The sequence below is a fragment of the Actinomyces bowdenii genome (genome assembly GCF_017592395.1).
GTDB classification, from domain to species: domain Bacteria; phylum Actinomycetota; class Actinomycetes; order Actinomycetales; family Actinomycetaceae; genus Actinomyces; species Actinomyces bowdenii.
Genome location: NZ_JAGFOU010000001.1, coordinates 241,177 through 264,931 on the forward strand (window position 1 = coordinate 241,177; position 23,755 = coordinate 264,931).

General features: G+C 72.9%; 20 protein-coding genes and 1 tRNA gene. 11 read left to right on the forward strand and 10 right to left on the reverse strand.

Features of this window, described 5'->3' with window-relative positions:
- Positions 1 to 83 precede the first annotated feature (83 nt).
- Together J5X07_RS13205 and J5X07_RS00985 are read left to right on the forward strand one after the other, a co-directional pair.
- Positions 84 to 695 (forward strand): septum formation family protein, encoded by a 612-nt coding sequence (locus J5X07_RS13205; RefSeq protein ID WP_124933999.1) that lies wholly within the window; start codon positions 84 to 86, stop codon positions 693 to 695.
- A 101-nt stretch (positions 696 to 796) separates the two neighbouring features.
- Positions 797 to 1,258, forward strand: coding sequence for a septum formation family protein (locus tag J5X07_RS00985; RefSeq protein ID WP_208478363.1), 462 nt, complete (start codon positions 797 to 799; stop codon positions 1,256 to 1,258).
- A 134-nt stretch (positions 1,259 to 1,392) separates the two neighbouring features.
- Here the strand turns inward: J5X07_RS00985 and J5X07_RS00990 are convergent, their stop codons facing one another.
- On the reverse strand, positions 1,393 to 1,989 hold the full coding sequence (locus J5X07_RS00990) for a hypothetical protein (protein WP_208478364.1): 597 nt from the start codon (positions 1,987 to 1,989) through the stop codon (positions 1,393 to 1,395).
- Positions 1,990 to 2,251: 262 nt separating this feature from the next.
- Here J5X07_RS00990 and J5X07_RS00995 point away from each other — a divergent pair, with 262 nt between their 5' ends.
- A complete protein-coding gene (locus J5X07_RS00995) occupies positions 2,252 to 2,590 on the forward strand; it encodes a type II toxin-antitoxin system VapB family antitoxin (protein WP_124934002.1) in 339 nt (112 codons plus the stop codon).
- 55 nt (positions 2,591 to 2,645) lie between these two features.
- Positions 2,646 to 3,254: a LytR C-terminal domain-containing protein gene (locus tag J5X07_RS01000; RefSeq protein ID WP_341769359.1), complete on the forward strand. Its 609-nt coding sequence runs from the start codon at positions 2,646 to 2,648 to the stop codon at positions 3,252 to 3,254.
- A gap of 189 nt (positions 3,255 to 3,443) precedes the next feature.
- Here the strand turns inward: J5X07_RS01000 and J5X07_RS01005 are convergent, their stop codons facing one another.
- On the reverse strand, positions 3,444 to 4,868 hold the full coding sequence (locus J5X07_RS01005) for a uracil-xanthine permease family protein (protein WP_208478365.1): 1,425 nt from the start codon (positions 4,866 to 4,868) through the stop codon (positions 3,444 to 3,446).
- 256 nt (positions 4,869 to 5,124) lie between these two features.
- Here J5X07_RS01005 and J5X07_RS01010 point away from each other — a divergent pair, with 256 nt between their 5' ends.
- Together J5X07_RS01010 and J5X07_RS01015 are read left to right on the forward strand one after the other, a co-directional pair.
- Positions 5,125 to 5,547, forward strand: a complete 423-nt coding sequence (locus J5X07_RS01010) for a DUF4190 domain-containing protein (protein ID WP_243896161.1) — start codon at positions 5,125 to 5,127, stop codon at positions 5,545 to 5,547.
- Positions 5,548 to 5,616: 69 nt separating this feature from the next.
- Complete coding sequence (locus J5X07_RS01015) at positions 5,617 to 6,354, forward strand: glutamine amidotransferase-related protein (protein ID WP_208478366.1); 738 nt, start codon at positions 5,617 to 5,619, stop codon at positions 6,352 to 6,354.
- A gap of 114 nt (positions 6,355 to 6,468) precedes the next feature.
- Here the strand turns inward: J5X07_RS01015 and J5X07_RS01020 are convergent, their stop codons facing one another.
- Positions 6,469 to 7,203 carry a glutamine amidotransferase gene (locus J5X07_RS01020; protein WP_208478367.1) on the reverse strand — a complete coding sequence of 245 codons (735 nt, stop codon included), beginning with the start codon at positions 7,201 to 7,203 and terminating at the stop codon, positions 6,469 to 6,471.
- A gap of 68 nt (positions 7,204 to 7,271) precedes the next feature.
- Positions 7,272 to 8,093, reverse strand: a complete 822-nt coding sequence (locus J5X07_RS01025) for a phosphorylase family protein (RefSeq protein ID WP_208478368.1) — start codon at positions 8,091 to 8,093, stop codon at positions 7,272 to 7,274.
- A gap of 574 nt (positions 8,094 to 8,667) precedes the next feature.
- On the opposite strand from J5X07_RS01025, the gene hrpB reads away from it, so the two are divergent.
- Positions 8,668 to 11,310 carry an ATP-dependent helicase HrpB gene (hrpB, locus tag J5X07_RS01030; protein WP_208478369.1) on the forward strand — a complete coding sequence of 881 codons (2,643 nt, stop codon included), beginning with the start codon at positions 8,668 to 8,670 and terminating at the stop codon, positions 11,308 to 11,310.
- A gap of 168 nt (positions 11,311 to 11,478) precedes the next feature.
- On the opposite strand, the gene J5X07_RS01035 is transcribed toward hrpB, so the two are convergent.
- Positions 11,479 to 11,564, reverse strand: a tRNA-Ser gene (locus tag J5X07_RS01035).
- A 118-nt stretch (positions 11,565 to 11,682) separates the two neighbouring features.
- The gene (locus tag J5X07_RS01040) at positions 11,683 to 12,114 is read right to left on the reverse strand and encodes a nucleoside deaminase (protein WP_124934039.1); all 432 of its coding nucleotides are present in this window, start codon (positions 12,112 to 12,114) and stop codon (positions 11,683 to 11,685) included.
- Between the two features lie 371 nt (positions 12,115 to 12,485).
- On the opposite strand from J5X07_RS01040, the gene betT reads away from it, so the two are divergent.
- Positions 12,486 to 14,576 carry a choline BCCT transporter BetT gene (betT, locus tag J5X07_RS01045; RefSeq protein WP_208478401.1) on the forward strand — a complete coding sequence of 697 codons (2,091 nt, stop codon included), beginning with the start codon at positions 12,486 to 12,488 and terminating at the stop codon, positions 14,574 to 14,576.
- 108 nt (positions 14,577 to 14,684) lie between these two features.
- Here the strand turns inward: betT and J5X07_RS01050 are convergent, their stop codons facing one another.
- The gene (locus J5X07_RS01050) at positions 14,685 to 16,007 is read right to left on the reverse strand and encodes an FtsX-like permease family protein (RefSeq protein ID WP_208478370.1); all 1,323 of its coding nucleotides are present in this window, start codon (positions 16,005 to 16,007) and stop codon (positions 14,685 to 14,687) included.
- A 14-nt stretch (positions 16,008 to 16,021) separates the two neighbouring features.
- A complete protein-coding gene (locus J5X07_RS01055) occupies positions 16,022 to 16,678 on the reverse strand; it encodes an ABC transporter ATP-binding protein (RefSeq protein WP_244925069.1) in 657 nt (218 codons plus the stop codon).
- 406 nt (positions 16,679 to 17,084) lie between these two features.
- Here J5X07_RS01055 and J5X07_RS01060 point away from each other — a divergent pair, with 406 nt between their 5' ends.
- Both J5X07_RS01060 and J5X07_RS01065 read left to right on the forward strand, forming a co-directional pair.
- Entirely contained in the window at positions 17,085 to 18,566 is a 1,482-nt protein-coding gene (locus J5X07_RS01060) for a sensor histidine kinase (RefSeq protein ID WP_208478372.1), read from the forward strand.
- Positions 18,567 to 18,594: 28 nt separating this feature from the next.
- Entirely contained in the window at positions 18,595 to 19,305 is a 711-nt protein-coding gene (locus tag J5X07_RS01065; RefSeq protein ID WP_124934011.1) for a response regulator transcription factor, read from the forward strand.
- A gap of 52 nt (positions 19,306 to 19,357) precedes the next feature.
- Here the strand turns inward: J5X07_RS01065 and J5X07_RS01070 are convergent, their stop codons facing one another.
- Together J5X07_RS01070 and J5X07_RS01075 are read right to left on the reverse strand one after the other, a co-directional pair.
- On the reverse strand, positions 19,358 to 21,514 hold the full coding sequence (locus J5X07_RS01070; RefSeq protein WP_208478373.1) for an outer membrane protein assembly factor BamB family protein: 2,157 nt from the start codon (positions 21,512 to 21,514) through the stop codon (positions 19,358 to 19,360).
- A gap of 194 nt (positions 21,515 to 21,708) precedes the next feature.
- Positions 21,709 to 22,803, reverse strand: coding sequence for a proline racemase family protein (locus J5X07_RS01075; RefSeq protein ID WP_208478374.1), 1,095 nt, complete (start codon positions 22,801 to 22,803; stop codon positions 21,709 to 21,711).
- 218 nt (positions 22,804 to 23,021) lie between these two features.
- On the opposite strand from J5X07_RS01075, the gene upp reads away from it, so the two are divergent.
- Entirely contained in the window at positions 23,022 to 23,660 is a 639-nt protein-coding gene (upp, locus tag J5X07_RS01080) for a uracil phosphoribosyltransferase (protein WP_208478375.1), read from the forward strand.
- Positions 23,661 to 23,755: the final 95 nt, after the last annotated feature.

Sequence of the window (23,755 nt, forward strand, 5' to 3'; positions counted from 1 at the left end):
CCCGCCGGGGGCGCGGCGACGATGGGCAGGGCTGCCCATGACTACCCGCAGACGCCGGGGGAGGCCGCTGGCATGGTGAGCACATGAGCACAACCACCCGCGCCCTGATCGCCATCCCCGCAACCATCCTGCTGACCCTGGGCCTGAGCGCCTGCCAGGACCAGGCCGTCTCGACCCCGCCCTCGCAGGACTCCCAGGCCGAGGCGCAGACCACCGGATCCAGCGAGGCCACCACCGGCGACGACAGCACTGATGACGGCGCCGCCGCCCGCGAGCGCACCGCCAGCCCCACCCGGAGCCCCAGCGCCCCCGAGACCTCCTCCGTCAGCTCCACCAAGGTCGCGGTCGGCAACTGCCTCAAGGACCTGGGATCCGCCGCGAACGGCGAGGCGGTCGGTGACGTCACCGTCGTGGACTGCTCCGAGCCGCACCTGTACGAGGTGTACGCCGAGTCCGAGATGACCGGGACGGCCCTGCCCTCCGAGCAGGAGATCGAGACCACCGCCGCGCAGACCTGCGGCGCCGGCTTCGAGAGCTTCGTCGGCATCAGCGCCGAGGCCTCGCAGACCTACACCTACACGTACTTCTACCCCACCCAGGCCTCGTGGGATCACGGCGACCGCCTCATCTCCTGCATGGTGGTCACCCAGGATGAGACCGAGACCACCGGCTCGGCCAAGGGCGCGGCCCAGTAGACCGCACTACCCATGCACATGGGCAGTCATGGGGAGTACATGGGGAGTCGTCCCCATAATGGCGCAATGCAGCGGATCTCCCGGGTCGCTACGATCCGAGCATGCGCAAACTCAAGCCACTCCTCATCATCCCTACCGCTGCGATCCTGGCCGCCGGCATGACCGGGTGCAGTGTGATCCAGTCCATCACCGGCGGCACCCACTCCACCGACATCTCGGTGGGCCAGTGCATCAAGGACCTCGGCGAGTCCTCTGAGCAGGTGGGCCAGGTCACCGTGGTGGACTGCTCCGAGCCCCACCTCTACGAGGTCTACGCCGAGGTCGAGCTCAACGCCGATCAGCTCCCCGATCAGACCACCATCGAGTCCGAGGCCGAGTCCGCCTGCCTGGGCACCGGCTTCAGCGACTATGTGGGTGTGGCCTACGAGGAGTCGGAGTACGGCACCACCTACCTCTCCCCCTCCCAGGACACCTGGGACGCTGGGGACCGCAAGGTCTCCTGCCTCATCACCTCCTCCGACGGCTCCGAGCTGACCGGCTCGGCCAAGGGCACCGCCAAGTAGCCCCGCCATCCCCAGCCGGCCTCGGAACGACGACGGCGCCTCGCCCTGAGGGGCGAGGCGCCGTCGTCGTTGTCCGACGGTCGTGGTCGGATACCGCCCGGGGGCGCCCGGGACGGCGCATGGGAGCACCGGCCCTACTGGGGAACGGCCTCCTGCGGCGCCGCGACTCGCGCGCCGAGGGCCCTTCCCAGGGGCTTGAGGGCCCGGAGCACGGTCCTGGGGCCGAGCCCCTCATGCGCACCGCCCTCATCGCCGCGGCGGGGGCCGTCGCGGTCCTCGCGCCTGCGGTGGTCGCGCACCAGGGCCTCCATCCACTCGGGGGTAGAGGCCTCCTCCCGGGGGAAGAGGCGCCGCTCCTCGGCGCAGTCCTCACCGGTGCATGGCGGCAGGAGGTAGGGCCGACGGTCGTAGGCGAAGTCCGAGATCATCTCGTAGTCGCGGGTGCTCATCGACAGGAAGGCGGTGGTCCAGGCACCGCTCCCGGGCCGGGCCATGGCCCGGCGCAGCTCGATGGCCCTGTCCACGATCTCACGGGGAACACCGCCCTCCACCCAGCGCAGCCGCCGCAGCAGGCCGCTGCGGCGCAGGGCGCGGTGGGTGCAGTGCGAGCGGCGGCCCAGGGCATCGATCTCCACCACCAGCTCCTGGGCCCCACTGGATCTCAACCACCTGGCGCAGTGGTCGGCGAAGCTGTCAAGGGCCTGGTCAGGGGTGCTCCCTTGTTCGCTCATGACTACTGCTTCCTCTTCCTTCCAGCAGCACCCGGGTGGTGCGCGAGGGCGTGGGCGCGCCGCCCACACTGGAGCACGTTACAGGGTCGTTATCCGCCGGGTACAGCGCCCGAGGCGCGGCGGGCGCCCCGAGGCGAGGGGAGGCCCTCGGATACCGCCGCGGGGGCTGTCGATGGGCCCGGCGGGCACTGGCGGGAATCGTCACCACCATGAGTCCTTCCCGCAGTGAGCCGGGAGCGCCCGGGGCCTCTAAGATGGCGCCGTGATCTTCAAGGCAGTGCGTGAGACGGCCCCGTATCCGGAGCACGGGGTCACCACTCAGCGCGAGTGGGCGGTCATCGCTCCGCGCCAGGTCCGGCTCGCCGACCTGACCACCACGCGCGCCACCCTGGATCTGCGCAGCCTGCTGGATGACGACTCGACCTTCTACGGCGACCTGTTCGCCCACGTGGTGTCCTACCGCGGCCAGCTCTACCTGGAGACGGGGCTGCACCGGGCCCTGCGCGCCGCGCTGCAGGGGCGCACCGCCATCCATGCGCGCATCCTGGAGGTCGCCGACGACGGAGTCCCCCGCCTGGCGCCCGCGCCTCCCGGGGCGTGAGGCGGCAGATGCGGGAGCATCACGGCTCGCGGGAGCGTCCACTACCCTGGAGGGCGTGAGCACTCCCGCAGACCCCCGCACCGAGTACCGTCGACGCATGATGCGCCGTCAGACCACTGTCATCGGCTCCCTCGTCGTCGTCATGGCCGGTCTGGTGGCCGTGTCGCTGCTGGTGTGGACCGGCGCGCTGCCGATCAAGGGGCCGGGCTTCGCCCAGGCGGAGGAGACCGTGGCCTACACCCCGCCGCCCTGCCCTCCGGAGGGTGCCACGACGGTGGACCTGGCCTCCTTGACGATCAATGTCTACAACGGCTCGGAGACCGTGGGGCTGGCCAGCAATGTGGAGGAGGTGCTCACCGACGCCGGGCTGACCGTGGTCACCGCTGCGGACTGGCCGCAGGGCGAGTACAAGGGCAATGTCCAGATCATGGCCTCCGAGGCCGGCCTGGCCGGCGCCTACTCGATGACCCAGATCTTCCCCGACTCCACGGTGCAGATCGACACCACGCTGGAGCCCGCTGATCCGACCGTCTCGGTGGTCCTGGGCGACGAGTACGCCCACACGGTCCTGCCCGCCGACGAGATCCAGCTGCTGGGCTCCGGGCAGGCGATCGCGGCCCCCGACAACTGCGTGGCCGCCTCCTCCGCGGCCAAGGAGGGCTGAGCAGCCCCCGGGCGCCGGGACGGCGGGCGGGCCCCGGCGACGGCGCAGCCGTCAGCAGCCGATGGCGGCGGATGACAGCACGGCTGAGCCCCGACCCCTCAGAGGGCCTCAGGGCTCAGCCGTCGTCGCCATGGGGCGCGGGTGCTGACCGCGGACCGATGACAGGCCGGGAACCGGAGTCCCCGCCGCTCAGTCCTGCCCGTCCGGCGCCGCCTCGGAGGGCTCGGCGCGCTCGATGTGGGCGACGCGCGTGGAGTAGGCGGGGCCCTCGAGCTCGGTGCCTGCGGGCGCGGAGGCCGGGGAGGCCTGCTCCAGGTTGGTGCCCCTCATCCGGGAGATCCACCGCATGAGGTGGTAGATGCCGATGGCCGCGGCCGTGCCCAGGGCGATGCCCTCGAAGGTCATGCCGCCGCTGACCAGCGTGTAGTTGGCGATGGCCACCACCATGGAGACGGCGGCGGTGTTGAGGTTGACGGGGTCGGAGAAGTCCACGCGGTTCTGCACCCAGATGCGCACCCCCAGCATGCCGATCATCCCGTACAGCACCGTGGCGGCCCCGCCCAGCACCCCGGCGGGGATGGTGGCGATGATCTCCCCGAACTTCGGCAGCATGGACAGTCCCAGCGCGCTCAGCGCGGCCACGACGTAGGCGGCCGTGGAGTAGACGCGGGTGGCCGCCATGACGCCGATGTTCTCCGCGTAGGTGGTGGTCCCCGAGCCGCCCCCGCTGCCGGCCAGGGCCGTGGACAGGCCGTCGGCCAGCAGGGCGCGCCCGGTGACGTCGTCGAGATTCTCCCCGGTCATGGCGGCCACCGACTTCACGTGCCCGATGTTCTCCGCCAGGAGGACGAGGACCACCGGGATGAACAGGCCCAGGAGGGAGGGGTCGAAGGCGGGGGCGCGGAAGTGGGGGGCGCCCAGCCAGGGGGCCTGGGCGATGGCGGAGAAGTCCACCTCCCCGCGCGCCATGGCGGTGGCGTAGCCGATGAGCACTCCGATGAGCACCGCCAGACGGCCGACGATCCCCTTGAACAGGACCGTGATGAGCAGGATGGAGGCGATGGTCACCACGGCGGTCACCGGCGCCTGCTTGACGTTGTTCCAGGCCGAGGGCGCCAGGTTGAAGCCGATGAGGGAGACGATGGCGCCGGTGACGATGGGCGGCATGAGGCGGTCGATCCAGGCCGAGCCGGCCAGGTGGACCACCAGGCCCACCAGCGCCAGGGACAGGCCGGCTGCGATGATCCCGCCCTGGGCCAGGGAGGCCCTGTGGGGGTCGACCGGGCCCCCGCCGTCGGCGACATAGCCGGTGACAGCGCCGATGGGGGCGATGAGGGCGAAGGAGGAGCCCAGGTAGCTGGGCAGGCGGCCACTGGTGATCCCCAGGAACAGCAGGGTGCCCACGCCGGTGAAGAACAGGGTGGTGGCCGGGTCGAAGCCGGTGAGCAGGGGAACCAGGAAGGTGGCCCCGAACATGGCCACCACGTGCTGGACGCCGATGCCCACGGTGCGCGGCCAGCTCAGGCGCTCGGAAGGTGCGACGACCTCGCCGGGGGCGATGGAGCGGCCGTCGCCATGGAGGCGCCAGCCGCGGAAGGAGGGGGATGATGACACATTGTCTCCTGCAGGACGAGGAACAGCCGGCGCGCGGGCTCGGGGCCCTTGAGCATGGGACCGGGCGCTGGCACGGCCAGAATCACGGCAGGATCCGGCGGAACCCACCGGAACTTCAGCATAGACGCACCGGGACCCGGCCACGGGCCTCGCAGCGGTGTGGTATCGCACGCCGGGCCCCGCGCATCGGCGCCACGGGCCCGGGCTCCTCCCGGCGGAGGAGCCCGGGCCGTCCGGGGGCGGGCATGATGGGCCCATGAGCACCTCACCCGGATACCAGGGGCGGGCCGCCTCCGGGCCCACCGGCACGATCGGCGGTCCGCCGACGGTGGGCATGGTCGGGGGCGTGCCCGTGGACCTGTCCTACGACAGGCTCCCTGAGGGCTTCGTCTTCCCCGGCACCGAGGAGATCAACCCCTTCGCGGTCTTCTCCGGGCCCGGCTACCAGGCCCCCCAGCCCCGCACCGACCGCGTGGCCACCATGGCGCTGGTGCTCGCCCTGCTGCCCTTCATCCCCGGCGCGGGCCTCCTGGCGGCATGCCTGGGGTGGTGGGCGCTGCGCCGGCTCAGGCGCACGTGGAGCACGGGCCAGGCCCAGGCGTGGATGGGGGTGGTCGTGGGAACGGCCAGCACAGCCTTCTGGCTGTGGATCGCCTGGGCGGCCGCGATCAGCCCGTGAGCGCCCCCCGGGCGGGGCGGGATGTGGCATGCGGCCACCTGCCCGCCCGTCAGGCTCTACAGTGGGCCCGTGAAGCCTTTCATCATGGTGTCCACGCGCTCCGAGCTGGAGGTGGCGCAGGACGAGTACGATTCCTTCCTCGCCCAGAGCGGGCTGGCCCGCGAGGACCTGCAGCACCTTCAGCTGGAGGAGGCCGACTTCCTGCGCGATGTCTCCGTTGAGCGGGTCTCGGGCGTCTTCATCGGGGGCAGCCCCTACAACATCACCACCCCGGCGAGGGCCAAGACCCGCAGCCAGCTGGATGTGGAGCGCCAGGTCCGCGACCTGCTGGCGGTGGCCCTCAAGGAGGGGGTGCCCCTGCTGGCCACCGGCTTCGGCCTGCAGGTCCTGGCCGGCTACCTGGGGACGGCGGCCGGCCCGGAGTACGCCGAGGAGCTCGGCTCGGCGGATGTGTTCCTCACCGCCGACGGGCGCCAGGACCCCCTTCTGGCCGGGCTGCCCCAGGCCTTCACGGTGTTCGTCGGCCACGACGAGGGCGTGGGCGAGGTCCCCGCCCACGCCACGCTGCTGGCCTCCTCCCCCGACTGCCCGGTGCAGATGGTGCGCGTGGGCCGCAATGTCTACGGCACCCAGTTCAACCCCGAGCTCGACGTCGAGCGCTTCAAGCAGCGCGTGAGCATCTACGACGAGGCCGGCTACGGGGACCCGGACCTGAGCGAGGACATCCTGTCCAAGGCCCGCTCGGAGGAGCCCCACCAGGCGGGCCGCATCATCCGCAACTTCGTGGCCCAGTTCTCCCGCGACTGAGAAGCCCCTGCAGGCCCGTTGGCGCCGCCGCGGCGGCTCTGGATCGGGGCCGCGCGGTGGCCGCCACCCCGGGCTCCCGAGCGCATCATCGCTTGGCCGGCCCCATGAGGGCGGTCAGTCCCGGGCGTGGACCTCCACGAAGTTCCTCAGCACCTTCCAGGAGTCGCTGACGTCCTGGGCGCGCACCCGGGCCTGCAGGGCGGGAAGCTCATCGGGCACGAAGTACCCGTGGTTGGCGTAGAAGCTCAGGCGGTGCGCCAGGTAGTCGCCGTCGAGCTCGGGGTGGAACTGGGTGGCGTAGAGGTTCGAGCGCACCCGGAAGATCTGGACCGGGCAGTCCTGCCCCGTGGCCAGGATGACCGCATGCTCAGGCGGCACGGTGACCGCCTCCTTGTGCGCCACGAAGGCCCGGAAGACCTCCGGGATGCCGGCGCAGATCGGGTCCTGCCGGCCGGCCCGGGTCAGCGTGATCTCGGGCGCCCCCACCTCCTCGCGGTAGGTGGTGTCGATGACGGCCCCCTGATGGCAGGCCAGGGTCCCCACCCCGTAGCAGGCCCCCAGGAAGGGGAAGTCCGCCTCCACCACGCGGTCCAGCAGGCCTCTGAGCTCGGCCTCCACACGCAGCTGGACACTGGACTTCAGGTCCTCGGGGGTGCTGGCGTTGAAGGGTGAGCCTCCCACGAGGATCCCCGACCAGTCCTCCAGGTCGAGCTCGGGGAGCGGCTCGGCCTCCAGGCGCAGCCGCACCAGGGAGGACTCATCGAGGCCCGTGCGCGCCAGGAACGCCTCGTACTCGGCGTCGGCGGGCTCGTCGTCGTCGCGGGTGGCCAGGAACAGGAAAGGCTTCACGGCGGTGACCCTAGCGCCATCACGCCCCAGCAGGGGCGCAATCCCACAGATCGGCTCCTCACACCGGCTCAGGCGCGCAGGCCGCCGAGGACGGCCTCGATGGCGTCGCGCACCACCGTCGCGGCGGGGCGCTGGAGGCGCGAGGCGGAGGCCGGGGCGGCCCGGCGGCCCGAGGGCTGGGCCGCCGGCTCGGCCAGGACCTCATCGATGACGGCCAGCGCGGCCGTGGGCACCCCTGCGGCCGCCAGGGTCATGCCCTCGGCCACCGTGTCGGTCACCGCGGCGTCGGCGCCCATGCCCGCCAGCACCCGGGCCTCGGCGGGGGTGGGGAGCATGGGCCCGGGGGTCAGGGCCACCACGCCCATGCCCCGCACGCCGCGCAGGCGGGCCAGGCGGGCGGTCAGCGCCTCATCCCAGGCCGCCGAGACGATCCCATCGGCGGGGAAGAGCGGGGCGCAGGACAGGTTGATGTGATCGCCGACGGCCAGCAGGTCGGCCGGGGCCGCCGCGCCCAGGGAGGAGGCCCGCGCCACCAGCAGGGCGGCCCGCACCCCGGCGGCCCCGACGATCCGGGCCAGGGCCGTGGTGGTCCGGGCGGACTTCCCCTCAATGGGGCTGGTGCGGCCGCGGGCCACCAGGACGCTCAGGCCGTCGCGCTCGTAGGAGACCAGGGCATCCTCCTGCCCGGGGGCGACGGGGGCGCACACCCCGGGCAGGAAGGACAGGCGCACGCGCGCCGAGGGGCGCCCCCACGCGGAGTCCAGGCCCCCCAGGAGCGCGGGGTCGGCGATGACCAGCAGGTCGTGCCGGGCCCGCCCGGTGGCCAGAAGGATGGAGACGCCGGAGGGATCCTCATCCCAGGTTCCAGGGGCAGCCGCCTGCTCAGCCATGAGGTCCTCCGTTTTTGATGAGTTCAACAAATTCTGCCCGCTAGAGTACAGGCAGATGCACAACCCGATCTGTGCGATTCAACGAGGCATAGCCACATTCCCTAGAGAAAACCTAGAGGAGCATCAATAGTTGCAGTTGAGTAACAACTGAATCCCCTGGGGCATGGCAGCGCTGTCATTCACCGGGAGATCTCATTCCCGCGCTGACGCAGAAGGCGGGCCCGGGCCATGCCGACAACGACCAGGGCGCCGGCCCGGCGCCGCGGCGCCGGGAGGGCGCACCGTTATCCAGGACGGCCGCAGGCCCGCGCCAGCGCGATGCCGTGCACGGAATATCCCGCATGCGCCCCCACCCCTTCAGGCACCCCGCTGCACATCTTCAAACGCGAGCCCGACGGGATCATGCGCAAAGGTCGGGATCGCAGGCGCCATGCGCCCCTGAAGATGTGCAGCGCCCCTGCCGTTGCACATCTTCAGGGCCCCGGGAGCGGGGCGCCGGGACCGGAACCGCGGAATCCTGCGGTTCGACCGATGGGTCGACTGCTGAAGATGTGCAGCAGGGGAGGATAGGGGCATGTGCCCGGACCGCCGCCCCGACCCGCTGGCCGCCCTGCTCTCCTCACCGCCCGACCTGCCGATCCTCACAGCCCTGCCCGGGCTGCGAGCGGCCCTGGCGCAGGGCACCCGGCCCGTCATCATCACCGCGCCCCCGGGCACCGGCAAGACGACACTCGTGCCCGTGGCCGTCCACGACCACCTCCGAGTCCAGGGCGATGGCCGCACCGGGGCGGGCCCGGAGGATGCGGAGGCCGGGAGCCCCCGGGCCCGGCCAAGGCGCGGGGCCCCCGCCCCGGGCCGCATCATCGTCACCCAGCCGCGGCGCATGGCCGCGCGCGCCGCCGCCCGGCACCTGGCCCGCCTCCTGGGGGAGGAGGTCGGGGCCACGGTGGGCTATGCGGTGCGCGGTGAGCGCCGGGCCTCGCCCGCCACCCGCATCGAGATCGTCACCAGCGGCCTCCTCCTGCGCCGGCTCCAGTGCGACCCCGAGCTGACCGGGGTATCCGCCGTCGTCCTGGACGAGGTGCACGAGCGCTCCCTGGACAGCGACCTGCTCCTGGCGCTGCTGCTGGATGCGCGCGCCCTGCGCGAGGACCTGCCCCTGGTCGCCATGTCGGCCACCGTGGAGGCCGGGCGCCTGGCCGAGCTCCTGGATGCCCGCATCGTGGAGGCCCGCAGCGGGCTGCACCCCGTTGAGGAGGTGTGGGCGCCCTGCCGCGCCGGGCGCCTGGGGCCGCGCGGCGTTCCCCGCGAGCTCCTGACCCATGTGGCGGGCACCGCCCTGCGGGCCCTGGCGTCCCATGAGGGCGATGCCCTGGTCTTCCTTCCCGGCACCCGGGAGGTCGATGAGGTCGTCCGCCGCCTGCGCACCGGCGCGCCCGACGGCGTCGAGGTGCTGCCCCTGCACGGCAGGCTCCCCGCCGCCGCCCAGGACGCGGCCCTGTCGGCCAGCGCCCCCGGCCGGCGGCGCATCGTGGTGGCCACCAGCGTCGCCGAGTCCTCCCTGACGGTCCCGGGGGTGCGGATCGTCGTGGATGCCATGCTGGCCCGTGAGCCGCGCCTGGATGTGGCCCGCTCCATGAGCGGGCTGGTGACCGTGGGCGCTTCACGCGCCTCGGGCATCCAGCGGGCCGGCCGCGCGGGGCGGGAGGGGCCCGGCGTCGTCTACCGCTGCTGCTCGCCCACCGACTGGGCCCGGGCGCCGCTGGCACCCACGCCGGAGATCCTCACCGCGGATCTGACGCGCACCGCCCTGGAGCTGGCCGCCTGGGGCGCCCCCGACGACGATCTGGTCTGGATCGATGAGCCCCCGGCAGCGGCCATGGCCTCGGCCCGTGAGACCCTCGCCTCCCTGGGCCTGGTCGACGACGGCGCCCTGACGCCCCTGGGGCGCGCCGTGGCGGGCATTGCGGCCGATGTTCGGCCCGCACGGGCCCTGCTGGCGGCCTCACCGGTCCTGGGGCGCCGCCGCGCCGCGGAGGCCACCGCCCTGCTCACGGCCGACCTGCGCACCGCCGACGCCGACCTGCCCGCCCTGGCCCGGCGCCTGCGTGACGGCGGTCCCGGCAGTGGGCCGTGGCGCGCGGAGGCGCGCCGCCTGGAGCGGGCCGCGGGAGCGCGGGACGTCGGAGAGCGTGCTGCCGGGAAGGGCATGGGGCCCCTCCCCTCACCGGCGGGATCGCGGCTCCCCCTCGACGCCCAGGAGGCGATCGCCCTGGTGGTGGGGCTGGCCCACCCCCAATGGATCACCCAGCGCCGTGGGGATGACCCGGGGCCCGGCTCCCCGGCCCGATACATCACGGTGGCGGGCAACGGCGCGCGCCTTCCGGAGGGCTCGCCCCTGTCCGGGCAGCGGTGGTTGGCGGTGGCAGAGATCGACCGCTCCCCCACCGGTGGGCGCGAGGGCCTCATCCGGGCGGCAGCCCCGCTGAGCGAGGACATGGCCCTGGAGCTGGCCGCCCCCTGGCTGGACCACCGCGAGCACCTGAGCTGGCGGGGCGGAACCCTGCGCAGCCAGCGCGTGCGCGCCCTGGGGGCGATCGCCCTGAGCCGCGCCGCCGGGGCGGACCTGGATCCGCAGGAGGTGGCGCGGGCCGTCGTCTCCCGGGTGCGCGACGAGGGCCTGGAGGTGCTTGCCTGGAGCGAGGGGGCCTCACGGCTGCGCGCCCGGCTGGCGCTCCTGCACGCCCATCTGGGCGACCCCTGGCCGGCGGTGGACGAGGGCGGTCTGCTGGAGCGCGCCGAGGAGTGGCTCGTGCCGGCGGTGCTCAGGGCGGCGGAGGCCCCCTCGTCGCGATTCAGCCTCACGCAGGTGGATGTGGAGCAGGCGCTGCGGGCACTGCTGCCCTGGCCCCAGGCGGCGCGCCTGGGGCAGCTGGCGCCCGAGCGCCTGGAGGTGCCCTCGGGGGCGCTGGTGCGGGTGGATTACGGGCAGCGGCCCACGCTGGCGGTGGCGGTCCAGGACTGCTTCGGCTGGCAGGCCGCGCCGCGGATCGTCGATGGGCGGGTGCCAGTGCTGCTCCACCTGCTCTCCCCGGCCCGCAGGCCCGTCGCGGTCACTGATGACCTGGCCTCCTTCTGGCGGCAGGGCTACCCGCAGGTGCGCGCCGAGATGCGGGGGCGCTATCCCAAGCACGCCTGGCCCGAGGACCCGTCCTGACCCGCCTGCCTCCCCGCTGCGCATCCGCACTGGCGGCTACTGGATGGATCCGCATGATTCCACCGATGCGCCGTCACCTCGGGTCTGCGCTGGGCGCCGATGGCGCGCAGCACGGGATCGGGGCGAGGAAAAGGCCCCCGGCAGCCCGTGGGCTGCCGGGGGCCGGCGCGGTAGCGCTGGGATTCGAACCCAGGGTGGCTATGAACCACACAGACTTTCGAGATCTGCACCTTCGGCCGCTCGGACACGCTACCTCAGGCGTCGAGGGTACACGCCCGCCCGGCCCGCGCCCAATCCCAGGAGGCTGCGGTCTGCATCACCGCCCCGCCGGGCCGGGGCGGCGCGGGACGGGCGGCGGCACGGAGGCCGGCCTCAGCGGCGCTGGGCGAAGAAGCCGGTCAGGAGGGCCTGGGAGTCCTCGGCCCGCAGTCCGGCATGCACCTCGACCCGGTGGTTGGCCCGCGAGTCGCGCACGACGTCGCGCACCGAGCCGCAGGCGCCGGTCCGCGGCTCCCAGGCCGCGAAGACCAGGCGCCGGACACGGGCCAGAACGATCGCCCCCGCGCACATGGTGCAGGGCTCCAGGGTGACCACGAGGGTGCATCCATCCAGGTGGGAGTCGCCCAGGGCGGCCCCGGCGGCGCGCAGGGCGCGGATCTCGGCGTGCGCCGTCGGATCGCACTGCGCCTGGCGGGCGTTGGCGGCCTCGGCGAGCACCCTGCCGCCGCCTGACAGCACGACGGCGCCCACCGGCACCTCACCGGCGCGCCCCGCGTCCCGGGCCAGCTCCAGGGCGCGGGCCATGGCCGCATCCACGGCCCCTGCCGGGTCGGCCCCATCGATCCGTCTCACCGGCCCAGCCTGGCACACCCGCCACCGGGACGGGCCTCAGCCCGCCGTCCCTGCCGGGCCCGGGCTGCAGCCGGGCGGCCCCGGGCCGGGCGGCCCGCACCCACTGGTCGGCGGCCCTCCGCGAAGCCATCCGATCCATAGTATGATCCACTTCACAGGAACATGGTAAGTCTTCGCCAGCAGCGAGGACGCCGCGCCCGTATCCGCCAGAATCCGCCGCCTCGGCTTGAAGCATCCCGCCAAACCTGGAAAAGTCTCAATAGTTATCTGATCGTCATCAAGGACCCGGGAAGGAACGGAGCACCTCCGTGACGCATTCCTCCATGACCACCACCGAGACAGCCGTCCAGCCCCGACCGCTCAACCGAGTGGTCTTCCTCGCCTCCGCGATCGTCATCGCGGTGGTCGCAGGAGCGGCGATCATCAACCCGGTCGGCCTCCAGGGGGCCTTCGGCGCCGCCGTGGACTGGACGGGCCGCTGGTTCGGGTCCTTCTACATCCTGCTGGTCACGGCGGTCCTCGTCTTCGTCGTGGCGCTGGCCTTCTCACACTTCGGGACCGTGCGCCTGGGCCCCAGCAACTCCACCCCGGACTTCTCCACCTTCTCGTGGGCCGCCATGCTCTTCGCCGCCGGCATCGGCACGGGCATCATGTTCTTCGCGATCGCCGAGCCCGTCGCCCAGTACATGGCTCCCCCCACGGGCCAGGGCGAGACGATCGCCGCCGCCCGGCAGGGCATCGTCCTGACCCTCTTCCACTACGGCATCTCCGGCTGGGGCCTGTACTCCCTGGTGGGCATGTCGATGGCCTACTTCGCCTACCGCCGTCGCGACAGCCTGGCGGTGCGCTCCACGCTGCGCCCCCTGCTGGGCGACCGGGTCGAGGGCCTGGCCGGGGACCTCATCGACACCGCGGCGCTCATCGGGGGCGTGTTCGGCATCGCCGCGTCCCTGGGCGTCGGCGTGGTCCAGCTCAATGTCGCCCTGAGCATCCTGTTCGGGCTGCCGCAGGGCGCCCCCACGCAGATCGGCCTCATCGCCCTGTCCGTCCTCATGGCCACCGTCTCAGCCGTCTCGGGCGTGGACCGCGGGGTGCGCATCCTGTCCAACATCAACGTGCTGCTGGCCATCGGCCTGGCCCTGTGGGTCCTGGTCACCGGCAACACCGCCTTCCTCCTGGACTCCCTGGTGGGATCCATCGGGGACTTCGCCACCCAGTTCCCGCTGCTGACCCTGGAGACCTACGCCTACAACCGCCCCGAGACCTGGCTCAACGGGTGGACGCTGTTCTTCTGGGCCTGGTGGATCACCTGGGCGGCCTTCGTCGGCATGTTCCTGGCCCGCATCTCGCGGGGCCGCACCATCCGCCAGTTCGTCCTGGGCTCCCTGGCCCTGCCCTTCAGCTACATCGTCATGTGGGTCTCGATCTTCGGCAACCAGGCGCTCAGCCTCATCCGCTCCGGGGACACCGCCTTCGCCCAGGCCACTGTCAGCCAGCCCGAGCAGGGGCTCTACCTCCTGCTCAACTCCATGCCCGGGGGCACGGGCCTTATCGCCCTGGCCCTGTTCATCGGCATCCTGTTCTACGTCACCTCCGCCGACTCCGGGGCCCTGGTGATGTCCAACCTGTGCGTGCGCGCCCGGGGGGAGCACCAGGACGCCCCGGCCTGGCTGCGGATCTTCTGGGCCTCCCTCACCGGGATCCTGACCATCGCCATGCTCCTGGCCGGCGGCATCCCGATCCTCCAGCAGGCCACGATCGTCATGGCCCTGCCCTTCTCCTTCGTCATCATCACGGTCATGGTGGGCCTGTGGCGGGCCCTGAGCACGGAGGCCACCCACGCCGAGGCCCGCTCCATGGCCTACCGCAACCGTGCCCTGGGCTTCACGGGGACCGCGGCGGGTCTCAAGCGCATCTCCTGGCGCGACCGCCTCTCCCACACCTTCGACACGGTCTCCCCCGCCCGGGCCAAGCGCGCCCTGGAGGGCCGGATCGTGCCCGCGCTGGAGGCGGTGGCCGCTGAGCTGCGCAAGGAGAGCCTGCTCGCGCAGGTCTACGTCGAGGGCGAGGAGGCCCAGGACCCCGACGACGAGCGCAACTTCCTGGGGCGCGCCACCCTGGTGGTCAGCCCCCCGGGCACCCCCGCCCCGCCGGAGGAGGATCCGCTGGCCGTGGAGCGGTCCTTCGGCCTGGACTCCTTCCGCTACGTGGTGCGCATGGTCCAGGCCCCGGTGCCCGCCTATGGCGCCGTCGTCCATGAGGCGGACGACCTCACCGTGCGCCTGGAGGTGCGCCCGCGCGGAGGCGGCCAGGGCTACGACCTCATGGACTGGACGGTCGACCAGGTCGCCCATGACGTCCTGGACCACTACGAGCGCTGGCTGGAGTACCTGAGCACCTCCGAGACGGTCTGAGCCCGACTGGCCCCCGCCCAACCTTCGACAATTTGCATGAGATCGGCCTTTTCCGGGGCTGGAGAAGTACGATCTCATGCAAATTGTCGAAAGTGAGGAGGGGCGGCCTCAGTCCTGGGCACGCAGCACCAGGCCCGGGCCGGCTCCCCGACCCCGCGAGGAGCCCACCACAGCCACGGCGATGGTGCCCAGGGTCGCCGCGCTGATGATGGCCAGCTGCTTCCAGGGGGAATCCCCCACCACCTCGAGGAAGGGCTTGCCCGAGGCGGTGCTCATGGCCAGGGAGGTGCCCAGGCTCACCACGGCGCCCAGAGCGATGGCCACCAGGGCGTGCACGAGGCCCTCGATGATCTCGATGGCCACCAGGTCACCGCGCCTGGCACCCGCCGCCTCCAGCAGGGCCGCATCACGACGACGACGCCCGGCACCCATGGCGATGACCGCCACCCCGCCGATCCAGGCCACCAGGAAGGGCAGGCAGAGGAGGGAGAGGAAGCCGCTGGACGTCAGCTCCACCGCCTGGCCCCCGTAGATGATCGCCACCACGCCGATCGCCACCGCGAAGGGCATGACCGTGGCTGTGGAGCGGGCGGACTCCTGGGCGCAGGTCCGCCCCGCGATGAAGACCCGGAAGCCTGATCCCGGCACGGCGGCGGCCAGGAGCCTCTCCAGTGCTGGCACCACCCACGGGGTCGAGGCGATGACGAGGCACAGGCACGCCAGCCCGCATCCCAGGGCGGAGAGAACGGCCTGAGGGCTCCTGGGGGTGGCGTTGTGGCTCATGGCGAGCAGAGCCGCATAGCCAATGCCCGAGCCCAGGGCGCACAGGACCCGCAGGACCAGTGCGGCCCGCCATCGGACACCGCCGGGGGCATCCGGCACGCGGCCTGCCAGGAGCGCCGACTCCGGAGCCGCCGCCTCGCGCGCCGCCCGCAGCCCCCCAAGAATGGTGAAGAGCGCGACCGCGAGGGCACCCGCACCCACCTGCGCCGGCACCGCCTGCGGCTCCACCGCCCGCAGAAAGAGGTTCTCGTGCTGGTCCCATCTCCAGACCTGCAGCACGGACGGGGCCAGGAGCATCCCCCCTGGCAGGCCCGCTGCTCCCGCCGCCGCCCCCAGCAGGCCCAGCTGGCCCAGCACCACCCGGCGCACCGCGGAGGGCCTCATCCCCAGCGCCTTCCACAGGCCGTGCTCGCGGCGCCTCATCGCCATCACCAGGGAGGCCGTCGAGCTCAGGACACTGGCAGCCGCAATGCCGATCGCAGTGATGAGCACCCAGGCCACGGCATGGCCCGCATCGGGCTGCTTGAAGGCCCGCGCGAGCCGCGCCATCCCCTCGACGATCTGGAGCTGGGCGCAGACCCCGGCCCCGGCCACCAGGGCCACGACCGCCGTCCACACCCAGGTCCCGGCATGACGCCTGAGATCCATCACCAGGAGGCGGATCATGCCGTCCGCCCCCGGCGCGCTCCCAGCACGGCGGCGGAGACGGCCTGCGGGTCGCCTCCCTCCAGGCCCGTGACGATCCTGCCTCCCTCCATGACCAGGACCTGCTGGGCCCGAGCGGCGGCAGCAGCATCGTGGGTGACCATGAGGACGGTGGCCCCGCCTGCGGCGATCTCCTCGAACCAGTGCAGCACGGCGTCACCGGAGCCGACGTCGAGCGCCGCAGTCGGCTCGTCGGCGAAGACGATGTCCGGCGCCGAGGCCAGCACGCGGGCGATGGCCACCCGCTGGCGCTCGCCCCCGCTCATCTGGTGGGGCAGGTGGCGGGCCTGGGCGGTCAGGCCCACGCGCTCCAGGGCCTGGCCGATCTGGTCCCGGCCCAGCGGCCGGCGGCGCAGGCGCCCCGGCAGGGCCACGTTGTCCCACGCCGACAGGGAGGTGACGAGGTTGTCGTCCTGGAAGACGAAGCCGACGTGCTGGGCGCGGAAGGCGGCCAGGGCCCCGGCCCGCATCCGGGAGGTCGGCCTGCCCAGGAGGCTGACGGAGCCGGAGGTGGGGCGGTCCAGGCCGGCGATGCACTGCAGGAGGGTGGTCTTCCCGCAGCCGGAGGCGCCCACGAGCGCCGTCAGGCTGGCCGCAGGGAGGTGGAGGCTCACGCCTGCCAGCGCACTGACCTCAGCGCCTCGCCGTCCTGGGAGGCGGAAGCTCCGGTGCAGGCCGACGGCGGCCACTGTGATCACCTGCTGCGGGGCCCGGGCCGGGGTCGGCTGCACGGGCGGGCAGGCGGGGGCCCAACCCTGGGGGCGGGCTCCCGCGCCCCGCGCCTCCTGGGGTCGGGCATCCGGGCGGAGGGCCCGGGGCATTGCCGACGCCTCGGGGCCAGGGCCCTCCGGCAGGGTCATCGGGCTGTGAGGAAATGGTGATGTCATGGGGAGATCGCATCAGAGGAGCCTCGGCGCAGTCACTGGACCAGCCTGCCCGGCTGAGGGTGGAGCGGGCTCCACCCCGCACGGGTGCCGGCCCCCGTGCAGGGGCTGCCAGCAGCCAGTACTGTCCCTGGTCATGCCGCTCTCCCCCTCCCCTGCGTCGATGCGGCCGGGCCGGACCATCCAGCGCCGGACCCGCGCCGCCCGCTCCCGCGGCTCCGTGCGCGCCATCGGGCTGTCAGCCACGGGGAGCTCGGTCCCAGGCACAGGCACAGGCACAGGCACAGCGCACCGCCGCCGACAAGCACTGCTCCTGGGGCTGATCGAGCTCGGCCAGGCCGTGAGCTGGCCGCTGACCGCCGTCCTGGTCGCGATCGGCCCCCTCCTGCCGGTGTCGATCACCCTGGTCGCCGAGGCCCAACGGCTCCTGGCCCGCTGCGCGGGCGCCGACGCCCCCTCGGGCCGGTGGCGCGAGGAGCCCTGGCCCAGATGGGCCGCGGGCCGCGTGGCCACCGCGCCCTTCTGGCGCCAGGACCTGCCCCTGGCCCTGGTCGCCGTCCTGGCGGGGATCGCATCGATGCTCGCAGGCCTCCTGGCCCTCCTGGCGGTCCTCTTCCTGCTCATGCCGATCAGCGCCGCCACCAGTGGCGGGTTCACCGTCGAGATCGGAAGCACCCGGCTGACCGAGCCCTGGCAGCTGTGGTGGACCCCGCTGGTAGCACTGGTGATGGGGATGTGCGCGGCCATGATGCTCGGCGGGATCGGCCTGCTGCGCACGAGCGCCGTCTCGGCACTGAGCCGGGACCGGGAGGCCGAGCGCGCCGCGGCCCTGGGCCGCCAGGTGGGAGACCTGCGCCGCGGCCGGGCCACCCTCGTGGATGCCTTCGAGGCCGAGCGCACCCGCATCGAGAGGGACCTGCACGACGGGGCGCAGCAGCGCCTGACCGCACTGACCCTCACCCTGGGATCGGCCCGCCTGGCCGCCCAGTCCCTCACCTCGCCCCGGCCCGCCCCGGACCGCTCCTCCCACGCCACCGCGCGGCGGGGGGCGCCTGCCGGCCCGGGGGCCGCGCAGGGCCCGCACGGCTCCGGCACCCCGGGCAGCGTCGAGGGCCTGGAGAGCCTGCTCGCCCAGATCGACCGCGCCCAGGAGCTGGCCGAGACGGCCCTGGGCGAGCTGCGGGCCACGGTGCGCTCGGTCAGCCCTGCTACCCTGCGCGATCACGGCCTCCTCGCGGGGGTGCGGGAGCTGTGCGCCGACTCGGGGCTCGACGTCGCCCTGACGGCCTCGGGCGAGGACTGCGCCCTGCCCTCACCGACCGCTACCGCCATCTACTTCGCGATCAGCGAGTCGCTGACCAATGCGGCCCGCCACTCGGGATGCGGCCGCGCCTGGGTGAGCCTGTCCTGCAGTCCCACCGGCGTGCGGGCGGAGGTGGGTGACACCGGGGTGGGAGGCGCCCCGGGGGCACCGGGCCTGACCGGCAAGCCTGCGGGCACCGGCCTGGCCGGCCTGGCCCAGCGCCTGGAGACGGTGGGGGGCTCGCTGGAGGTCGTCTCGCCGCCGGGGCAGGGCACCCGCGTGATCATCCGGGCCCCCATGACCCTGCCATGGTGAGGGCCGCTGAGCATGGGACAATCCGCCAATGAGGATCGTCCTGGCCGATGACGCGGCACTGCTGCGGGAGGGGTTGGCCGGGCTGCTGGGCGCCGCGGGCCACGAGGTGGTGGCCCAGGCCCGCAGCGCCCCGGAGCTGTGCCGGGCGGTGCACGACCTTGCGGCCGTCGGCGCCCTGCCCGACGTCGTCGTCACCGATGTGCGCATGCCCCCGGGGATGGCCGACGACGGCCTGCAGGCAGCCCTGGAGCTGCGGCGCGCCCACCCCGGACTGCCGGTGGTCGTGCTCTCGGCCTACGTGGCCGGGCCCTATGTGCGCACCCTGCTGGAGGACGACGCCGGTGCTGTGGGCTACCTGCTCAAGGAGCGCGTGGGCCGCGTCGCCGACTTCATGAGCTCCCTGGAGCTGGTGGTCGCCGGCGGCGTCGTCGTCGATCCCGAGGTCATCGCCAGGATTCTCGCAGGTGGGGGGCACGGGCCCGGTGCGGGCGCCCGGGGGACCGGCCCGCAGGCGGGCTCGGCCCACCCGGGGCTGTCCCGGCTCACCGAACGCGAGCGCGAGGTGCTGGCCCTCATGGCCGAGGGCCTGGCCAACTCCCAGATCGCGCAGCGGCTGGTCCTATCCGAGGGGGCGGTGGCCAAGCACATCGCCAACGTCTTCCTCAAGCTGGACCTGCCGCCCGGGGAGGACAACCGGCGCGTGCGCGCGGTCCTGACCTGGCTGCGGGCCGCCGCGTAAGGGCACGCGCAAGGGCAGCATCGCCCGGCCCCGGCCCTGGGCGCCCGGCCCCTCAGGGCCGCAGCGCCACCTCCCTGACCTCGGTCTCGGGGGCGTTGACGAAGACCCGCCCGGTGCTGGACTGGACCACCGACCAGTCGGTCCTCAGCGCCAGGAGCCAGCCGGTCCTGGCCACGGGGTCGATCGCGCAGGTCTTGCCGGCACCGGTGTGGACCAGCAGCCCCTCCTTGGCGCAGTAGGACAGGGTGGAGAGCCGGTAGCCGCTGATGCTGCTCTTGCGCCTCGGGTCGGGCCGCAACCGCAGGTACTCCCTGAGACCGCCGGTGGCGGGGTCCATCACCAGGACGCCGCAGGGCACGGCGACGTACAGGGCGCCCTCCACCAGCAGGGGGCTGTTGAGGACGTTCTCCCCGGCCACCTGGACCCTCCACAGCTCGCGCTGCCGACGCGCGTCGTAGGCCAGGACGTGGCCGGGGCCCTGGCCATCGCCGTCACCGCCCTTGATGGAGGTCGTGGCGTAGACGGTGTCCTCGCCGTCACCGACCAGGCCCACCACGGACTGGCCGGGAACGAGGTCGGTGAGCACTGTGGCAGTGCCATCGGCGGGGTTGATGAGGGACAGCGAGCCCCCTCTGATCCCCGATCGCGCAGCAGTGCCCACGCACAGCCTCCCCCCGGCCAGGGCCAGGCCGAAGGGCCGGGACTGCTGGTGGGAGCCCAGGTCGGCGATCAGGGCCGCCTCGCCCAGCCCGGGCCGGGAGGCGCGCCACACGCGGGCCTGCTCATAGCTGGCGAAGCACAGGGTGGAGCCGTCGGTGGCCATGGACTCCACCTGCCCCTGGGTGCCCGGGGTCCGCTGCGCCTCGGCCGCGCCCAGATCACCGCCACTGAGGTCGAGTCGGGTCAGGGTGCGCCCCTGGTAGGCACCCACGTACAGGGCGTTCTCATCCTCGGGGATGAAGGGCGCCTGGCTGATGAGCCCGGCTGCGGCGACGGCGAGGTCCCGTTGCGCCACGACCCCGCCCGCCTCGACGTCGACCTCGATGTACTGGCATCCCGCCTCGGTGGAGGCCACGATGCCGACGACGGCGCCACGGCCGGGGACCGCCATCATCCTGCGCGCGTAGCGGTTGGGGATGACCGTGATCTCCGCGACCTTCCGGCCGGTGGCGTTATCCATGGTGAACAGCACGCCGGTGCCATCGCCCTTGCCCTGGATGGCCAGGCTGTGCCCGGGCCTGGTGGGGTGGGGGGCGTACTGGAAGTTGAAGGGGTAGACCTCGGTCTGGGTCCAGGTGCCTGAGGAGGTGTCGTAGATGAGGCTGCGCCCGTCGTTGGGGGAGCCCAGCGGCAGCTCGACGGCCAGGCGGGTCTCGTCCAGGGCGGTCAGGTAGTGGGCGAAGCCGGCGCTCGCGGCCCGGGGGTGGCGGATGGTGGTGGTGATGCGGCCCGGGTCCTTGCGGTCGAAGGCCACGATGCGCGGGGCGGCGTGGCCCACGCCCGCGTAGACGGTGTCCGCGATGACGGCGATGTGGCGGGTGTAGGTGGCGTCCTCACCCGCAGTGGCACTCCCGTAGGTGACGCTCTCCCCCACGGGGTCGATCCTCACCACGCCGGCATCGGGGTGGTTGCCGATCCACACCATGCCCTCGGAGTCGAGGCGGGGCTCGTAGCCCTGGGCCCAGCGCTTGCCCTGGTCGGTGACGACGGCGCCCAGGTCCTTCCAGGCGTGGTCGCGCACACCGGCCTTGATGATCCTGGTGCCGCAGGTGGCGATGATGGCCTCGGCCCCGGGGGCGTAGACGAGCTCGCGCACGCCGGCGCCGTCGGACAGGCCGGTGAAGGTCAGGGCGGCGTCGAGCTCGCCGGTGGCGGCATCGATGATCTGCAGGTGGTTGCTCACGCCCACGACTCCCAGGGCGATCTTGAGCCTGCCGTCGGCCGGGTGGGCGAAGAGGTCGGCGGCCATCACCTTCTTGTCGCTGCTCACATCGGTGCGGGTGGCGATGACGCGGGTGCCGGTGTCCGTGGTGGTGATGGTCCGCAGCTGGGTCTCGGTGTCCGGGGTGACCGCTACCGCGGGGGAGGGAGCGGCGGAGGCCCCCGCCGGCAGGGCGCCCAGGGCGCATGCCCCCAGGGCCCCGGCGACGACGCTCCGGCGGCTGGGGAGGGCGGGAGGCGGGCAGGGCGATGCGGATGCTGGGGACATGGGGCTCCTTCCGTCAGGCGCCAGGGCGGCCGGAATGTTGTTGACGCTTCACCGTATGGATGCAGCCAGAGAGTTGCCTGAACGCCAGCAAGACGCCCCATGACCCCCACTTTCGACAATTTGCATGAGATCGGCCTTTTCCAGGCCTGGAGAAGTACGATCTCACGCAAATTGTCGAAAGGAAGGGGAGCGGCTCACTCCTGCCCGAGCACGAAGCCGTGGCGCACGGGATCACGGGGATCCAGGAGCATCTGGCTGTAGCCGGTGACGTAGGCCGACCCGGTGACACGGGGGATGATCGCCGGGTACTGGCCCACCGTCGTCGTCCCGAGAGCCTCCCCGCGCAGATGGGTTCCGATGAGGCTCTCCTGGACCAGCCCCCGGCCCACCGGCAGCCGTCCCTGAGCGTGGAGAAGCGCCATGCGGGCGCAGGTACCCGTGCCGCACGGCGAGCGGTCGACCTGCCCACTGCCGAAGACCACGACGTTGCGCCAGTCCACATCCGGGGTGGTCGAGGACTCGTAGACCTCGACCAGGTCGACGCCGGTGATGTGCGGCAGGTCGGGGTGGCGGACCTGGACCTCCTCGTTGATGCGCTCGCGCAGGCGCAGCGCCGCCTCAGTCAGGGCGGGGAGGTCCTCGACGCTCACCCGCACCCCCAGCTGAGCCGCGCTCACGATGGCGAAGAAGCTGCCGCCGAAGGCGATATCGCACACCACCGCCCCGCCCCGCCCGGGCTGGAGCTCGAGGCGCACCTCGCGCCGGTAGGCGAAGGCGGGGACGTTGACGAAGGAGACCTGCGTGACCGCGCCGCCCTCCACCAGCGCCTCGGTGCGCACGAGACCGGCGGGGGTGTCCAGGACCACGGGGTTGAGGCCCTCACGGGAGGGCACCATGCCCGTCTGGAGGACGGCGGTGACGGTGCCAATGGTTCCGTGGCCGCACATGTTGAGATAGCCGCCGCCGTCCATGAAGACGACGCCGACATCGGCCCGCTCGTCGGCGGGCGGCAGGACCACCGCGCCGAACATGTCGGCATGCCCCCGGGGCTCGTGGATGAGGGCGCGGCGCAGGTGGTCCAGGCGCTGGCGCAGGTCCTCCCGCTTGGCGGCCATGTCCCGCCCGCGGACCTCGGGCACGCCGCCGACGATGACGCGCGTGGGCTCCCCGGCGGTGTGGGTCTCGATAGTGCTCAGCGCCGGCGGGCCGTCCCGGTCGGGGCAGCCGGGGCGATGGCCGCCGCGCCGACCCCTCCAGTCATGATCCTCCACGCCTGCCTGTGCGCCCACGGCCTCCCCTGTCGCCTGTCATCGTTGCTGCGGATCGGCTCCCCGATGCGCCTGGCCCGACGGTAGTGCGGCCCCTCCCCCGCCACCTGGGACCCCCGACCCCCAACCTTCGACAATTTGCATGAGATCGGCCTTTTCCAGGCCTGGAGAAGTACGATCTCATGCAAATTGTCGAAAGTGAGGGGAGCGGGGGGCGGCGCGCATCGTAGGCTGGGACCATGCGCCTCCACATCGCCGATCACCCCCTCATCGACCACAAGCTCTCCGTGCTGCGGGACTCCAGCACCCCCTCGGCGGTCTTCCGCCAGCTCGTCGATGAGCTCGTCACCCTCCTGGCCTACGAGGCCACCCGCGATGTCCGCACCGAGGGGGTCGAGATCACCACCCCTGTCGCCGTGGCGCAGTGCCGCCGAATCGCCAGCCCCAGGCCCATCGTGGTGCCGATCCTGCGGGCCGGCCTGGGAATGCTGGAGGGCATGACACGGCTGCTGCCCACCGCCGAGGTCGGCTTCCTGGGCATGAAGCGCGACGAGGACACCCTGGAGGTGGAGACCTACGCCAACCGCCTGCCCGACGACCTCTCGGGCCGCCAGTGCTTCGTCATCGACCCCATGCTCGCCACCGGGCACACCCTGGTGGCCGCCATCGACTACCTCCTGGAGCGCGGGGCCCGCGACGTGACCGCCCTGTGCCTCATCGCCGCCCCCGAGGGAGTGGCCACCCTGGAGGCCGCCGTGGGCGAGCGGGCCAATGTCACCGTGGTCACGGCCGCCGTAGACGAGCGCCTCAACGAGCACGCCTACATCGTCCCCGGTCTGGGCGACGCCGGGGACCGCCTCTACGGCATCGTCGACTGACTCCTGGCTCCCAGGCGCTCACACCCGACTCCGTCAGGAGGACCCGGCTCCAAGGCGGTGCGGGCGGTCCGGCGCGCCGGGGGCGGGGCCGGCTC

Bases quoted from the DNA above. Each gene is read 5' to 3' on its own strand.
- J5X07_RS01065 (WP_124934011.1), top strand. From the start codon at position 18,595: ATGAGGATCGTCCTGGCCGATGACGCGGCACTGCTGCGGGAGGGGTTG.
- J5X07_RS00990 (WP_208478364.1), bottom strand. From the start codon at position 1,989: ATGAGCGAACAAGGGAGCACCCCTGACCAGGCCCTTGACAGCTTCGCC.
- J5X07_RS01060 (WP_208478372.1), top strand. From the start codon at position 17,085: ATGCCGCTCTCCCCCTCCCCTGCGTCGATGCGGCCGGGCCGGACCATC.
- J5X07_RS00985 (WP_208478363.1), top strand. From the start codon at position 797: ATGCGCAAACTCAAGCCACTCCTCATCATCCCTACCGCTGCGATCCTG.
- J5X07_RS01050 (WP_208478370.1), bottom strand. From the start codon at position 16,007: ATGGATCTCAGGCGTCATGCCGGGACCTGGGTGTGGACGGCGGTCGTG.
- betT (WP_208478401.1), top strand. From the start codon at position 12,486: ATGACCACCACCGAGACAGCCGTCCAGCCCCGACCGCTCAACCGAGTG.
- J5X07_RS01010 (WP_243896161.1), top strand. From the start codon at position 5,125: ATGAGCACCTCACCCGGATACCAGGGGCGGGCCGCCTCCGGGCCCACC.
- J5X07_RS01025 (WP_208478368.1), bottom strand. From the start codon at position 8,093: ATGGCTGAGCAGGCGGCTGCCCCTGGAACCTGGGATGAGGATCCCTCC.
- upp (WP_208478375.1), top strand. From the start codon at position 23,022: ATGCGCCTCCACATCGCCGATCACCCCCTCATCGACCACAAGCTCTCC.
- J5X07_RS01040 (WP_124934039.1), bottom strand. From the start codon at position 12,114: ATGGCCCGCGCCCTGGAGCTGGCCCGGGACGCGGGGCGCGCCGGTGAG.
- J5X07_RS13205 (WP_124933999.1), top strand. From the start codon at position 84: ATGAGCACAACCACCCGCGCCCTGATCGCCATCCCCGCAACCATCCTG.
- J5X07_RS01070 (WP_208478373.1), bottom strand. From the start codon at position 21,514: ATGTCCCCAGCATCCGCATCGCCCTGCCCGCCTCCCGCCCTCCCCAGC.
- hrpB (WP_208478369.1), top strand. From the start codon at position 8,668: ATGTGCCCGGACCGCCGCCCCGACCCGCTGGCCGCCCTGCTCTCCTCA.